Here is a 14,673-nt window from a genome sequence, read left to right on the forward strand (position 1 = left end):
CGCGAACACCTCGTCGTCGGCCACGTCCTCCCAGGCCGCCGGATAGACCTCCCTGAACACCCCGCACGGTTGGGCGCCACTGGTGGCCGACCACCGGTCCACGGCCGCGTAGGCGCCCATGATCCGCGGACGGAAACACCCCGACGCCTAACGCTCCTTGACCAGGCGCACCAGCGTCTCGACCTCCTCCTCGGTGTTGAAGTAGTGCACCGAGGCACGCACCGCCTCATCCACCCCCACATCGCGCTCCCACACCTGGTTCCACACCCTGGCCACACTCACGTTCACCCCCGCACGTCCCAAAAAGGCGTGCACCCGCTCGGCGCTGGCCCCCTCCACCGCGAAGGTCACGATCCCCGACCGCCGCGCCCCCCGGTCCAGCACACGCACACCATCCACCTGCGACAACCGCTCCCGGGCGTAACCGGCCAACGACCCCACCCGCTCCTGGATCGCCGCCAATCCCACATCCACCGCGTAACCCGCGGCCACACCCAACCCGATCTGCCCGGCCACACTGCGCTCGAAGCTCTCGAACCGGCGCGCGTCCTCACGCACCCGGTACCCCTGCCCCTCCCAGTGCGCCGAGGACACATCCACCACCGGCGGCTCACCCAGATCCGCCCCCGACCTCACGTACAAGAACCCCGTCCCCCGCGGCCCGCGCAGATACTTGCGCCCCGTGGCCGCCAAAACGTCACACCCCAGCCGCTCCACATCCAGATCCCACTGGCCCACCGACTGGCACGCGTCCAACAGGAACAACGCCCCCGCCCGGCGGCACAGCGCCCCGATCCGCTCAGCCGGATTGACCAACCCGTTGTGGGTGGGCATGTGGTTGACCGCCACCACCCGCACCCCGCCCCGGTCCAACTCGCGCTCCAACGCCTCCAGATCCATCACCCCCGAGGCGTCATCACCCACCACCTGCACCCGCACCCCCCGCTCACGGGCGGCCTTGACCATCCCCAACGCGTTACTGGGGTACTCACTGGTGGTGGTCAACACCCGGTCCCCCGCCTCGAAGGCCACCGAACCGAACGCCAACTCCCACGCCCGCGTGGCACTCTCCACGAAAGCGATCTCCTCCGGGCGGGCCCCCACCATCCGCGCCACACCGGTGTAGAAACCCTCCACCGCGGCCTCGGCACGCTCAGCCGCCTCATAACCGCCGATGCGCGCCTCCAACCGCACATGCCCCACCACCGCGTCCACCACCGGCACCGGCGAGAGCGACGAACCCGCGTTGTTCAGATGCACCACCTCGGCCACCGCCGGAGTCTCCGCACGCACCGCACCCACATCGATCCCCACCCACGACCTCCTCGACAACCCGCGCGACACGACGCCGCGAACCTACCCACCACACGCCCTTTCAGCGCACCAGCCCCCGCACGAAAGACCGACACCACCCACCAGACCCGCCCCGCACCCGCACGGCCAGGCCCCCCACATGCCCCCACCCACCGCGCCCCGGACCACCACACCCCCATCCATCAGCCACAATGGCCACACACCACCCACACCGAAAGGGCCACACCGACACCATGCCCATCCCCAAGGCCGAACTGCACCTGCACATCGAAGGCACCCTCGAACCCGAACTCGCCTTCACCCTGGCCCACCGCAACGGCCTGACCCTGCCCTACACCGACGTCCAGGACCTGCGCCGCGCCTACTCCTTCACCGACCTGCAGTCCTTCCTGGACCTGTACTACTCCCTGATGGACGTACTGCGCACCGAAGCCGACTTCACCGACCTGGCCAACGCCTACCTGGCCCGCGCCGCCACCCAGGGGGTACGCCACGCCGAGATCTTCTTCGACCCCCAGGCCCACACCAGCCGCGGCCTCAGCATGGACACCGTCGTCAACGGCCTGGCCGCCGCCCTGGACACCAGCCAGGACACCCACGGCATCAGCACCACCCTCATCCTGTGCTTCCTGCGCGACCGCCCCGCCGCCGAGGCCCTGGACACCCTCCACCAGGCCCGCCCCCACCTGGAGCACATCAGCGCCGTGGGCCTGGACTCCGCCGAGGTCGGCAACCCGCCCGAGAACTTCACCGAGGTCTTCACCGCCGCACGCGACCTGGGCCTGCACCGCGTCGCCCACGCCGGCGAGGAGGGACCCGCCTCCTACATCTGGCAGGCCCTGGACCTGCTGGGCGCCCAGCGCATCGACCACGGCATCCGCTGCCTGGACGACACCGATCTGGTCGCCCACCTGGCCACCACCCAGATCCCGCTGACCGTGTGCCCACTGTCCAACGTGCGCCTGCGCGCCGTCCCCGACCTGGCCCAACACCCCCTGCCCGCCCTCATGGACGCCGGCCTGCTGGTGACCGTCAACTCCGACGACCCCTCCTACTTCGGCGGCTACGTCCACGACAACTTCCAGGCCCTGCACACCCACCTGGGACTGAACGGCGACCAACTGCGCCAACTGGCCCGCAACTCCTTCACCGCCTCCTTCCTCCCACCCCGGCGCAAGGCCCAGCTCATCGCCGAGGTCGACGCCCACCCCCACCCCTGGTAACCCGACACACCCGGGGCCCCGCCCCCACCAGGGGAGCGGGGCCCGCACCGGGCACCACCCGACTCAGGCGGCCCAGGTCAGCCTCTGCCCGTGCTCACCGGCGAAAGCGACCACACGCCCGTCCAACGCCACCGTGAAGTCACCGTCCACCCCGGGGCGCGACCCCACCAGGTCCGGCAGCACCCGCCACCCCTCGTTCGACACCCAGTGCCCCTCCAGCTCCCGCACCGCCGCGACGAACGCATCACGCCGCTCACCGGGCAGGTAGGCCAGCACCGCGCTGTGAAAGACCACCAACCGCGCGTCCCGGGGAGCCCGCCGCGCCACCAGACGCAACTGCTCCACCAGGTCACCGGCCACCACAAGCGGCGGGTCCTGCGCAGCCACCCGCGCCGCCCCGCGCAACCGCTCCCGACGCCCCGCCTCGTGCGGACCCGGCCAGATCAGCGCCTCCAGCCACCGCACGTCCTCGCCCGAGCGCACATCCAACGGGTTCAGATCGATCCCCGCCCGCCAGACCACCTGCGGCACACGCTCAGGAACCGGCACCGGCCCGAAGGTCTCACACTCCAACAGCACCGGACTGCCCGCCGGACCGATGGGGGCACCGCCGTCATAGGAGTAGCGGTACCGGTCCGGATACAGGCACAGCCCCGCCGACGCCCCCACCTCCACCAACGCCAGCGGCCCCTCCAACCCCGCCAGGACCGGCAGCAGGCTCGCGCACCGGCGCACCTCGTTGGTCTGGGTGTAGCGCTCCATCACCACCGCGCGCACCTGCTCCCAGTGCTCCACCAGCCAGGCACGGAACTCCTCCCACGAGGACACCGGACCGCCCAGGAACCGCACCGCCCCCAACAACAGGTTGGGCTGGCGCTTGTTGCCCGCCGGCAGTGAGGCCACCAACCCCAGCACCTGCTCGTCCTCGGCCAGCGCACGGGCCACACGCGCGTATGCGGGAGCGCCGGCGACCGCACAGTGCTGGGCGAAACCCCGGTACTGCTCCACGACGCGGTCCACACCCGAACCGACACCAGCTACATGCTCCACAGACCACAACTCCTCGAAACCGGGGGACGACAAGTGCCGTGTTCCTACCCGGCCCCCGCCCTCCGAGCCGGTGACGGCGCTCACCCACGCAGCGCACCCGCACCCCGCCACGTCGCGGAGCCAGGGCCTCCAGAGCCTGACAGGAGGCGGACAAGACAGGCCGGAAAGGGCAGCGATCTGGTCAGCGCACGGGCAGAGGCCACGAGCAGGCACACCGGGACGGGCAAGGACACCGCCGCGCGCCTCCAGTCCGCCGCGGCCAGGGACCCCGGCAACTCCCCGGCCCGCTCCGGGTTCGATGCCCGCGTCCAGTCGGCGGCCGAGGAACTGGTCTACGTGGACGGAGGCCGTACCCACACCTCGGCCCGCGCAGGTCTGCGGGCGAGCGCGGACGCGGCGCCGCTGCGCGCCGCCGCTCTGGGCGGTGCCGCCTTCACCGAGATCCTGCCCCCTGTCCGTGCGACGGACGGTGCGGCGTCCCTGCTGCGGTACTGAGTCCGACCGGGCACCAGGTCACCGCCGCCGCCCGATCACGACCCTCCACCCTCCACCCACGACGACACCGACCCCGCCACCACAGGCGAGAACACCCACCAGGAAGAACTCACACACCCTGCGGACGAAACCGCTCCCGGTACTGCGCCGGCGAACACCCCAACGCCCGCACGAACGCCCGCCGCATCACCTCAGCCGAGGCGAACCCGCACCGGCGCGCCACCGCCACCACCCCGGCATCGCTCTCCTCCAACCACCGCCGGGCCGCCTCCAACCGCACCCGCTCCACATACCGGCCCGGCGTACACCCCACCTCACGCGCGAACACCCGCGCGAACTGGCGCGGCGACAACCCCACCCGCCGCGCCAACGCCTCCACCGACGCCTCACCCTCGGGATGCTCGACCACCCAGTGCTGCACCTCCCGCACCGCCGGACGCTGCGCCACCTGCGCCGACAACGGCGCCGAGAACTGCGCCTGGTTACCCGGGCGGCGCAGGAACACCACCAGGTACCGCGCCACCGTCAACGCCACCTGCCGCCCCAGGTCCTCCTCCACCAGCGCCAACGCCATGTCGATGCCCGCCGACACCCCCGCGGAGGTCACCACCCGCCCCTGCCGCACGAAGATCGGCTCCGGATCCACCCGCACCCGCGGAAACTCCCGCGCCAAACGCTCACAGTGCGCCCAGTGCGTCGTGGCCCGCAACCCGTCCAACACCCCCGCCCGCGCCAACAGGAACGCCCCCGTGCACACCGACACCACCCGCCCCGCATCCCCGCAGCGCCCGCGCAACCACTCCACCAGCGCCCCGTCCCCGCGCCGGGCGCCCTCACCGCCGGGCACCACCAGGGTGTCGACCCCCTCCACCTCCTCCAAGGCCGCGGAGGGCACCAGCACCAACCCGTTGGAACAGGTCACCGGCCCACCGCCCAACGAGGCGGTACGCACCCGGTAACACGCCCCCGGCTCCCGCGCCGCACCGGAGAAGACCTCCAACGGGCCCGTCACGTCCAGACTCTGCACCCCGTCGAAGACGACGACGACCACCTCGTGAACCATGGCCCCATCCCACCGCCCCCGCACGATGACCACAAGGTCACCCACCCCACCCTTCCTGCCATCCACACCAGGACGCCCCCACGAGAGTCCACCACCCCCACCGGCCACTCCGCGCCCCGCCCACGAGACCAAGGTCACGGAAATATCACGAGAACTCCCGCCGGTGCGAGACAATCCCAGGCAGGTGACGACCACACCACACGAACGGACACCCGTGAGGCTCTCCAACCGAGGCAGACCACGCCGCAACCCCGACCACACCCACGCACCCACCACACCCCTGGTGGAGTTTCACGACGTGTCCCTCACCCAAGCCCGCACCCGCCTCCTGGACCACCTGGACCTGACCATCCACCCCGGCGAACACCTCGCCCTGGTCGGCCTGTCCACCACCGCCACCACCGCCCTGACCCACCTGCTCACCGGCCAGAGCACCCCCACCCACGGCCGCCTGACCACCCACACCAACCCCCACCTGCTCACCACCCACCCCCACCCCACCCTGGCCCACACCATCACCGGCCACAGCACACCCGACCCAGGCGACCCCCACCTGGCCCACACCCTGGCCCACACCGGCCTGGACCCCGCACACCTGCACACCCCCCTCACCGCCCTGCCCGCCCACCTCACCCCCCGCATCCACCAGGCCCGCGACACCTACGCCCAACGCACCAACACCCGACTCCTCCTACTCACCGACCCACCACCCCACACCCCCTGCCCCACGCCCACACCCCACACCGGCCTCCTCCTGCTCACCCGCCAACCCACCCAGGCCCGCACCGCCGACCGCATCCTGCTGCTCTACAAGGGACGCGTCACCGAAACCGGCACCCACCACCAACTCCTCGTCCGCGGCGGCGCCTACGCACGCCTGTACGCCCTCACCGGCACCCACCGCACCAACGGCAACGTCCTAGGATGAGGGCGTGGCACCCATCGTCAAGGAACTCACCGTCGGCCAGGTCGCCGAACGCGCCGGAGTCGCCGTCTCGGCCCTGCACTTCTACGAACGCCAGGGCCTCATCCACAGCCGACGCACCCCCGGAAACCAGCGCCGCTACCGCCGCGACACCCTGCGCCGGGTCTCCTTCATCCGCATCTCCCAACGCGTGGGAATGCCCCTGGCACGCATCCGCCAGGCCCTGGACTCCCTGCCCGAGAACCGCACCCCCACCCGCGAGGACTGGGCACGCCTCTCCCAGCAGTGGCGCACCGAACTCGACACCCGCATCAGCCAGCTCGCCCGCCTGCGCGACGACCTGACCAACTGCATCGGCTGCGGCTGCCTGTCCCTGAACACCTGCACCCTGTCCAACCCCGGCGACGAACTCGCCGCCGCGGGCCCCGGACCCCGCCGCCTGATGGTCGACGCCCTCAAAGAGGACCTCGACACCCCCTGACACCCAAGGCGGCCCCGCCCCGACCCGGGCCCGCACTCACCGCTCGGGGGTCTGCGAACGGTACGAACGCCCGCGCTGGCGCCCCAGCCCGAAACAGTGGCGGAAACCGTAGATCAGCGGGGTCCACAGACCGGGGTCCACGTGCCCGGTACCCGGCACCGCCATGCGGGCGCCGGCGTGCACCCGCACCACCTGGGCCTGGGCCACGACGTGCTCCCCCGACCCGTCGGCCTCCACACGCACCGCCCGAGCCTCCGACCGCAACGGGCACCCGGCCACCCGGGGAGGCGCGGCCTCCTGCGACGCCCGCATCCCCACACCGGCCGTGGCGAACTTGTCAGCCTCAAAACGAGTGCCCGGCGGCTTGCCCGAGGACACCGGATCACGCCCGGGCAAAGGAGCCGGCCGCTCCACACGCGACCGGTCCCGGGCGTCGGGGAAACCGGCCACCAGCTCCGGACGCGCCGCCAGATCGCGCGCACTCTGACCGGTCGCACCCAACCCCAGCACCAGCAGGCAACCCAGGGCCCACACCGAGGAGATCGGGGCGAGGCCGGCGGTGCCGTCGTCGTTGACGGTGCAGACCAGCGCCACAGGCGTACCGAAGTAGAGGACGCGCGGTCGGACGGCCCGCCGCTCGATGAGGGCCCCAGCGTCGCGCTCGGGGCCCGCCTCCTGGGAACGCCCATGGCAGCCACCCTAGGAAGCGCCCTTCGGTGGCGGCCGAAACAACCCTGGGCACACCCGGCGGGCCCCTCCGGCGCCCGCGCCCGACCCACAGGGGCCCGCCCCTGCCTCGGACAAGACGAGGGGCCGGCGCGGGCAGACTCCCCGCACCGGCCCCGACCGCACCAGCCGCTACGCCGCTACAGCCCCGCGGCCTCGTCCCGGCCACGACAGGCCAGCTCGTCCGCGCGCTCGTTGCCCTCGTCCCCGCTGTGCCCGCGCACCCACCGCCACTCGACCTCGTACCGCGAGGCCACCTCGTCCAGGCGCTGCCACAGGTCCACGTTCTTGACCGGCTTCTTGTCGGCCGTCTTCCACCCGCGCCGCTTCCAGTTGTGCATCCAGGTGGTGATCCCGTTGCGCACATAGGAGGAGTCGGTGTGCACCACCACCGGCAGGGGCTGCTTCAGACTCTCCAACGCCCGAATGGCCGCCATCAGCTCCATCCGGTTGTTGGTGGTCTGCTTCTCACTCCCGTACAACTCCTTCTCGTGCTCGCCGTAGCGCAGCCACACACCCCACCCACCCGGACCGGGGTTGCCACTGCACGCCCCGTCGGTGTAGACGACCACTCGCCGCGTCGGCTCACCGCCGACCTCATCCCCGTTACGCATGCCGGGCAATCTACCGCGCCCCACGGTCACGAAAAGGCCACACCCCACTCCGAAAGAGCCACAAACAGAGCCAATCACCCCTATTGGACCCCCCACACCCACACCACCGGCCCCCAACACCCGCCAAAGGCACCCCCACCCACACCAGCGCCGACCACCGGCACACACAAAAAAGAGGGGCGCGACCGAACCCCCAGGTTCGGCCGCACCCCTCCACAGGCCCGGTCAGGCCGAGAACTCCTCCGACAACTGCTCCGCACGCTCCTGACGGCGCGCGAACACGTCATGGGACATCTCGTCCATCTTCTTCAACACCCGCTTGCGCTCACGCGCACTCAACCGGTCCACGTACACCCGACCCAGCGTGTGGTCGGTCTCATGCTGCAAACACCGGGCGAAGTACCCGCCACCGCTGACCACCACCGGCGCACCGTCACGGTCCACACCCCGCACCGTGGCGTGCTCCGCCCGACCCAGATCCGCGTGCGGACCCGGCACCGACAAACACCCCTCGGCCTCCACCACCACCGGATCCTCCAGGTCACGCTCATCCAGCACCGGATTGACCACGTGACCCACGTGCCGCACACCATCGTCATCAGGGCAGTCGTAGACGAACAGGCGCAGGTCCACACCCACCTGGTTGGCCGCCAGCCCCACACCCTCGGCCGCGTACATCGTCAAGAACATGTCGTCGATGAGCCCGGCCAGCTCGGCCCCGCCCAACATCTCCTCGGGCACCTCGGCGTTGCGGCGATGCAACACCTCCTCACCCGTCACGGTGATCCGCCGCACCCGGCCGCGCGCGGCCTCGGGAGCCAGCTCGGGGAAGTCCGCGACCTCCCGGCCCTGAACGACAGCGGCAACCTGGGCGGGCCTGGACTGCTCCGACATGGTCCTACTCTCACAACGCACCGAACACGACAAGCAGGTGGCACAACACCACCGACATCACCGAAAAATAGCACGCACAGGCAGGTCAGCCGCACCCGGGAAAACAGCTCAGCGGAACCAGGAATTGCCCTGGATCAGACACCGCGCCAGATAGTCGCGCAACGACACCACCACCAGGCGCCGCCGATCGCTCTCATGATCCCACACCACGATCCCCGGACCGTAGTCAGTGTGCACATAGGCGAACTGCGGCCCCATGTCCGAATCACCGAAGAAGATCATCTCGTCGAAGGGCGCGTACAACTCCAGGTAGTCCGGCTCCCGCCGCATCGCCAGATTGTCCTCCACCAGACGCCGCGCACCCCACACCACCTCGTCCCCGTACTCGTTGGTCACCCCGTCGGTCTCCTGCAACAAGGACGCCAGCTCGAAGGGCAGGGGCAGCACCAGGTGCTTCTCGACCTCGGCCAGGGTCACCTCGTCGGCCGGATCTCTCAGATCGGCCTCGGGATACATCTCCAGGATCAGTTCACGCCACACACCCTTGATCATCACAGGTCGTGGCAAGACACGGGAAATCGTCGACGGCGAGTTGCGCCAAAAACCCGGATCAGCCCTTGGCGCACCACCACAAACCACCACCAGGACGACGCCGACCACCACCGCCCCACCCCACACCCGCGACGCGACACCCGCATCACCCTACGTGCACAATCCATTACACCAACACACAATAAGCCCATGAACACCACCACGCGGCGCCTACTCGCCGCCACCACACTCACCACCGCCCTGGCCCTGCCCACCCCCGCACACGCCGCCACCGACTACCCGGGCCACACCACCAGCAGCTACGTCGTCCTCACCGACACCACCACCACCCAAGCCCACCAACACGGCTGCGCCGAAGGACGCACCGGCACCACCGGCCCCCGCATCCTCTTCTTCGGCACCCAGGAAAAAAACGACACCCTACGAGAACCAGGCAGAACCGCGAGCTCCCCCACACCCCGCGCCCCCTACACCCAAGCCGCCCAGTACGCCCACCACTGGGCCCGGGGCTTCACCGAATGCCGCACCGACCAGGCCACCGCCCACCTGGCCCTGGGCGTCAACAACAAGGACGACAGCGGCCTCACCGGCACCCACGCCGGACAACGCTGGGCCCACCTGGTCACCACCGCCCGCGACAACTCCACCACCGACGCCGTCACCATCACCACCGCCCTGGACGCCGAACCCTCCTGGTCCACCCCCCGCTGGGCCCGCGACTGGCTCACCGCCTACACCAAAGCCACCGACATCCCCCTCTACGCCGCCAACTCCGCCGACTCCTGCCCCACCACCACCTCAGGCGACTGCGCCAACGGCTGGACCCTGGCAGACGTGCACCACATGGCCGGAGCAGGCAACCCCCGCATCCACGTCATCCCCCAGATCTACCGAACCGACGGCATCCAAGCACGCCAATGGGCCAACATCAGCCGCTGGGGCCACACCCACACCGGCGACCCCCTCCGCTTCGCCGGCGCCATGTCCCAACACACCGCCTGCTCACAGCGCAGCTGCAACAACACCGACAACACACCCCAACAAGCCTGGGCCCAACTCAAGAAAGCACTCGACGCCCACCACAGCACCCGCGTCAACAACCTGGGCCCCGCCACCGACATGCGCTGGCCCTAGACCCCGACCCCACGGCGGCGACCACCAAAAAGGCCCGGCCACCACAGACCGGACCCACCACCGACGACCACCACATCCGCGGCCCGCCCCACCAGGCGGGCCGCACCCCTGCGCCCACCCACAGCGGACCCACCACCGAACACGACACAATAGGACACCCACACCCACACAGCAGGACGGAAGAAGACCACCCATGGCCACCGCACCCCACCGCCGCGCAGGCCGCCTCACCACCCTGGCCTACCTCTTCCTCCTGCTCTCACAAAACATCGCCGCCCTCCTCCTACTCCCCCTCATCATCATCTCCGCCATCCTCACCCTCGCCTGGATCGGCCTGCCCTTCGTCATCCTCACCGGCACCCTCCTACGCACCCTCGCCGACAGCCAACGCCGCACCCTCGCCCGCCTCCTCCCCAAAGCCCCCCACCCCAGCGCCTACCGACCCATCCCCCCAGCAGGCATCACCCGACGCAGCGCCACGATCATCACCGACCCCACCACCTGGAAGGACATCCTCTGGCTCATCTCCGGAGCCGCCAACATCGCCCTCCTCGCCATCCCCGCCACCCCCCTCCTCCACGGCACCTACCAACTCCTCTTCTCCCTCGGCCTCACCAGCCCCACCCTCTACGGCACCTACACCCCCACCACCACCCTCCACCAACTCCTCATCCTCGCCCCCAGCGCCATCCTCCTCACCCTGGGCTGCCTCCTCCTCCCCCCGGCCACCAACCTCTACCTACGCTTCAACCACCTCCTCCTCTCCCCCTCCGAAAAAGCCCGACTCACCGCCCGCGTCGCCCACCTGGCCACCAGCCGCGCCAACACCATCGACACCCAGACCGACGAGATCCGCCGCATCGAACGCGACCTCCACGACGGCGCCCAAGCCCGCCTCGTCGCCCTGGGCATGAACCTCGGCATGGCCGAACACATCGTCGAACAAGACCCCCGAGCCGCCCGCGCCATGCTCACCCAAGCCCGCGAAACCACCCGCCACGCCCTCACCGAACTCCGCGACCTCGTCCGCGGCATCCAACCCCCCGTCCTCGTCGAACGCGGACTCCACGGCGCCGTCCACGCCCTCGCCCTCACCCACAACCTCCCCATCACCGTCACCATCGACCTCCACGGCCGCCCCGCCGACCCCGTCGAATCCGCCGCCTACTTCGCCATCGCCGAACTCCTCACCAACACCGCCAAACACGCCCACGCCACCCACGCCTGGGTCCACATCAACCACGGCCGCAACCGCCTCGTCACCACCGTCACCGACAACGGCACCGGCGGCGCCGACCCCACCCCCGGCAGCGGCCTCACCGGCATCCACAGGCGCCTGGACGCCTTCGATGGCACGATGAACATCACCAGCCCCCCAGGCGGCCCCACCATCGTGACCCTGGAGATCCCGTGCGCGTTGTCATCGCCGAAGACCTTGCCCTCCTCAGAGAAGGCCTGACACAACTCCTCCAAGCACACGACTTCACCGTCGTCGCCGCCCTCGACAACGGACCCGACCTCCACACCGCCCTGACCGAGCACAAACCCGACGTCGCCGTCGTCGACGTACGCCTACCCCCCACCTTCACCGACGAAGGCCTCCAAGCCGCCATCGCCGCCCGCACCCAGATCCCCGGGCTGCCCATCCTCGTGCTCTCCCAACACGTCGAACAGCTCTACGCCCGCGAACTCCTCTCCGACGACACCGGAGGAGTCGGCTACCTCCTCAAGGACCGCGTCTTCGACATCGGCCAGTTCATCGAAGCCGTCCGCCGCGTCGCCGCCGGCGGCACCGCCATGGACCCCGCCGTCATCTCCCAACTCCTGGCCCGCCAGGACCAGAGCGGACCCCTGGCCCAACTCACCCCCCGCGAACGCGAAGTCCTCGCCGAAATGGCCGAAGGCCGCTCCAACTCCGCCATCGCCGGACGCCTCTACATCACCGAAAAAGCCGTCAGCAAACACATCAACAACATCTTCACCAAACTCGACCTACCCCCCTCCTCCGACGACAGCCGCCGCGTCCTGGCCGTCCTGGCCTACCTCAACGGCCAGTAAACCCAACACCACACAGAAAAGGGCGGGTCGCCCACGACCCGCCCCACGAAAAACACCCACGCAGCCCTACCTACGAAGACTCACCACGCACCCGATACAGACCATCGATCTCCTCCGAGAACGCCCGCAACACCGCCTCACGCCGCAACTCCCCCGAAGGCCACACCAACCCCGACTGCACCGTGAACTCCTCAGCCAACACATGGAACGACCGCACCGCCAAATGCCGCGGCACACTCCGATTGGCCTCATACACCAACCCCTGCACCTCACGCAGCAGATCACGATCCCCCGCGATCTCCTCCGGCGCCATCGACAACGGCCGCCCGTTCACCAAACGCCAGTACTCCAACTGATCACGCACCAACGTCACCAGCGCACTCGCGAACGGCCGCCCCTCCACGATCACCAACACCTGGCTGATCAACGGATGCGCACGCAACCGCGCCTCGAACTCCGCCACCAACTCAGCGTCCCCGCGCTCCTCCACCGGCTTCTCCGCCGCATCCCCCACCGCGGGCAACACCTCGGTCAACACATCCCCCACAGGCTCCGCCGGCTCCACCGCACGAGCCCCCACCACAGGCCCACGCGCCACGAACCGCCCCGGCAACTCCAACATCGCCGCCTGCGGCCGCAACCGGCCCACCACACTCACGAACCCGTCCGCGTCCACCTCCACCGCGAACCCCGTCGCCAACCACCCCTCACGAAACGCACTACGCGAGGCCTCCCCCTCGTCCCAGTAACCCGAGAAGACCCCACCACCACGCACATAGGCCTCACCCTCACGCGAGACCCACAACTCACGCCCGCCAAGAACACGCCCCACCGTCCCCGGCACACGGTCCCCCACAGCACCAGACACGAACACACCAGCGGTCTCAGCCGTACCGAACGCCTGCACCACCGGCACCCCCACACCCCCGTAGAAGGACTCCAACCGGTCCGACAGGCCACCACCCCAGCACACCGCCAGATGCACCCGGCCGCCCAACATCTCCCGCACCCGCGCGAACTGCCAGTCATACATCGACCGCGACAACCGCCGCCAAGCACCCTTCCTCGGCGACCGGTCGAACTGCACCGCCGTGTCCACCGCGGAGTTGAACGTCCCCAACGAGTCCCACCCCGTCGAACGCGCACTCCCCTGCTCACGCTCGAAGATGCCCTCCAACATCCCCGCGGAACACACCAACACCGTCGGCTTGAACGCCTCCGCCTGCCGCAACAGGCCGGCGGAACCCGCCAACCCCACACGCACACGACCCACCATGCACGCCACCAACGACGCCAACCCCGAGACCTGCGACAACGGCAGATCCAGCAACGTACTCGCCTTGCCCGCCGGCAACTCCGACACCCGCGGCCACATCCGATCGACCAGATCCGCCGCAGACGACAACAACGCCCCGTGCGAGAGCACCACACCCCGCGTCCACCGCGACACCGTACTCAACGGGTACAGCACCACCGCCGCGTCCTCGGGCACCGTCGCATCCCGCCGAAACCGCACCGAGGACGCGTCCATGTACGCACCCAGCCGCACCACGTCGGCCAGGCCCTCCTCCACACGCCACACCCGGCCCAGATCCGGCAACTCCCGCTGCAGCCCCGACACCACACGCAGCAACCGCTCACCCTGGACCACCGCCGCCGCCGGACGCGTCTGCCGCACCACATGCGCCACCCGCTCCACCGACACCGACCTCGACAACGGCACCAGCACCGCCCGCACCGACCACACCGCGAACGCCAACCGCACCCACTCCTGGTGCGAACCCGACGCCACCAACACCCGGTCGCCCTCACCCACACCGGCCGCGACCAGACCCTTGGCGACCGCCGTCACCTCCGTGGCGAACTCACCAGCCGTCAACCGCTCCCAACGGGCCCGCTCCCCACGCACCGAGAACACCTCAGCACGCGCGTCCTCGGTCGCCATCCCATAGACCAGATCGCCCAGCCCGGAAAGACCCCGAGCCCACGTCCCAGGAGTGTTACTCGGATCGCCCATACCCACTCATCCTCTGCCACATCGGAAGGCAGGCACACCAGGCCCACCTCAATCGGGGAATTGCGACCTACTGTGCCCATTTCCCCATCGCACAGCAACCCGGAGCAGAGAACCACAAAACACCGCG

At 69.8% G+C, this 14,673-nt stretch carries 15 protein-coding genes; 7 read left to right on the forward strand and 8 right to left on the reverse strand.

Annotation, left to right across the window (positions count from 1 at the left end; all coding sequences use genetic code 11):
• Positions 1-147: 147 nt before the first annotated feature.
• Positions 148-1,314 carry an aminotransferase class V-fold PLP-dependent enzyme gene (locus tag NOSIN_RS09635; protein WP_077690406.1) on the reverse strand — a complete coding sequence of 389 codons (1,167 nt, stop codon included), beginning with the start codon at positions 1,312-1,314 and terminating at the stop codon, positions 148-150.
• 233 nt (positions 1,315-1,547) lie between these two features.
• Here NOSIN_RS09635 and NOSIN_RS09640 point away from each other — a divergent pair, with 233 nt between their 5' ends.
• A complete protein-coding gene (locus tag NOSIN_RS09640) occupies positions 1,548-2,537 on the forward strand; it encodes an adenosine deaminase (protein WP_077693514.1) in 990 nt (329 codons plus the stop codon).
• Positions 2,538-2,600: 63 nt separating this feature from the next.
• Here NOSIN_RS09640 and NOSIN_RS09645 read toward each other — a convergent pair whose 3' ends face one another.
• Positions 2,601-3,587 (reverse strand): DUF2332 domain-containing protein, encoded by a 987-nt coding sequence (locus NOSIN_RS09645; RefSeq protein WP_077693515.1) that lies wholly within the window; start codon positions 3,585-3,587, stop codon positions 2,601-2,603.
• A 336-nt stretch (positions 3,588-3,923) separates the two neighbouring features.
• On the opposite strand from NOSIN_RS09645, the gene NOSIN_RS27460 reads away from it, so the two are divergent.
• Positions 3,924-4,082 (forward strand): hypothetical protein, encoded by a 159-nt coding sequence (locus NOSIN_RS27460; protein ID WP_216349811.1) that lies wholly within the window; start codon positions 3,924-3,926, stop codon positions 4,080-4,082.
• A gap of 109 nt (positions 4,083-4,191) precedes the next feature.
• On the opposite strand, the gene NOSIN_RS09650 is transcribed toward NOSIN_RS27460, so the two are convergent.
• A complete protein-coding gene (locus NOSIN_RS09650) occupies positions 4,192-5,145 on the reverse strand; it encodes a GlxA family transcriptional regulator (protein ID WP_077693516.1) in 954 nt (317 codons plus the stop codon).
• Positions 5,146-5,359: 214 nt separating this feature from the next.
• Between NOSIN_RS09650 and NOSIN_RS09655 the strand changes: the two genes are divergently transcribed.
• Positions 5,360-6,073 carry an ABC transporter permease/ATP-binding protein gene (locus NOSIN_RS09655; protein WP_077690407.1) on the forward strand — a complete coding sequence of 238 codons (714 nt, stop codon included), beginning with the start codon at positions 5,360-5,362 and terminating at the stop codon, positions 6,071-6,073.
• Positions 6,074-6,077: 4 nt separating this feature from the next.
• Entirely contained in the window at positions 6,078-6,551 is a 474-nt protein-coding gene (soxR, locus tag NOSIN_RS09660; RefSeq protein WP_077690408.1) for a redox-sensitive transcriptional activator SoxR, read from the forward strand.
• A 36-nt stretch (positions 6,552-6,587) separates the two neighbouring features.
• Here soxR and NOSIN_RS09665 read toward each other — a convergent pair whose 3' ends face one another.
• The 4 genes from NOSIN_RS09665 to NOSIN_RS09680 all read right to left on the reverse strand — a co-directional run bounded on the left by NOSIN_RS09665 (position 6,588) and on the right by NOSIN_RS09680 (position 9,337).
• On the reverse strand, positions 6,588-7,145 hold the full coding sequence (locus NOSIN_RS09665) for a flavin reductase family protein (protein WP_236743338.1): 558 nt from the start codon (positions 7,143-7,145) through the stop codon (positions 6,588-6,590).
• A gap of 272 nt (positions 7,146-7,417) precedes the next feature.
• Positions 7,418-7,891 (reverse strand): ribonuclease HI, encoded by a 474-nt coding sequence (gene rnhA / locus NOSIN_RS09670; protein ID WP_077690410.1) that lies wholly within the window; start codon positions 7,889-7,891, stop codon positions 7,418-7,420.
• Positions 7,892-8,116: 225 nt separating this feature from the next.
• A complete protein-coding gene (gene def / locus NOSIN_RS09675; protein ID WP_077690411.1) occupies positions 8,117-8,785 on the reverse strand; it encodes a peptide deformylase in 669 nt (222 codons plus the stop codon).
• A 108-nt stretch (positions 8,786-8,893) separates the two neighbouring features.
• Positions 8,894-9,337, reverse strand: a complete 444-nt coding sequence (locus NOSIN_RS09680; RefSeq protein WP_077690412.1) for an SMI1/KNR4 family protein — start codon at positions 9,335-9,337, stop codon at positions 8,894-8,896.
• 189 nt (positions 9,338-9,526) lie between these two features.
• On the opposite strand from NOSIN_RS09680, the gene NOSIN_RS09685 reads away from it, so the two are divergent.
• From NOSIN_RS09685 to NOSIN_RS09695, 3 genes are all read left to right on the forward strand, one after another.
• Positions 9,527-10,471, forward strand: coding sequence for a hypothetical protein (locus NOSIN_RS09685; protein ID WP_077690413.1), 945 nt, complete (start codon positions 9,527-9,529; stop codon positions 10,469-10,471).
• 193 nt (positions 10,472-10,664) lie between these two features.
• Entirely contained in the window at positions 10,665-11,930 is a 1,266-nt protein-coding gene (locus NOSIN_RS09690; RefSeq protein ID WP_077690414.1) for a sensor histidine kinase, read from the forward strand.
• Positions 11,882-12,529 (forward strand): response regulator, encoded by a 648-nt coding sequence (locus NOSIN_RS09695; protein ID WP_077690415.1) that lies wholly within the window; start codon positions 11,882-11,884, stop codon positions 12,527-12,529. Before NOSIN_RS09690 ends, NOSIN_RS09695 begins: the two co-directional genes overlap by 49 nt.
• 70 nt (positions 12,530-12,599) lie before the next feature.
• Here NOSIN_RS09695 and NOSIN_RS09700 read toward each other — a convergent pair whose 3' ends face one another.
• The gene (locus tag NOSIN_RS09700; RefSeq protein WP_077690416.1) at positions 12,600-14,546 is read right to left on the reverse strand and encodes an AMP-binding protein; all 1,947 of its coding nucleotides are present in this window, start codon (positions 14,544-14,546) and stop codon (positions 12,600-12,602) included.
• Positions 14,547-14,673: the final 127 nt, after the last annotated feature.

Origin of the sequence: Nocardiopsis sinuspersici (assembly GCF_001998325.1) — a bacterium.
Lineage (GTDB): Bacteria > Actinomycetota > Actinomycetes > Streptosporangiales > Streptosporangiaceae > Nocardiopsis > Nocardiopsis sinuspersici.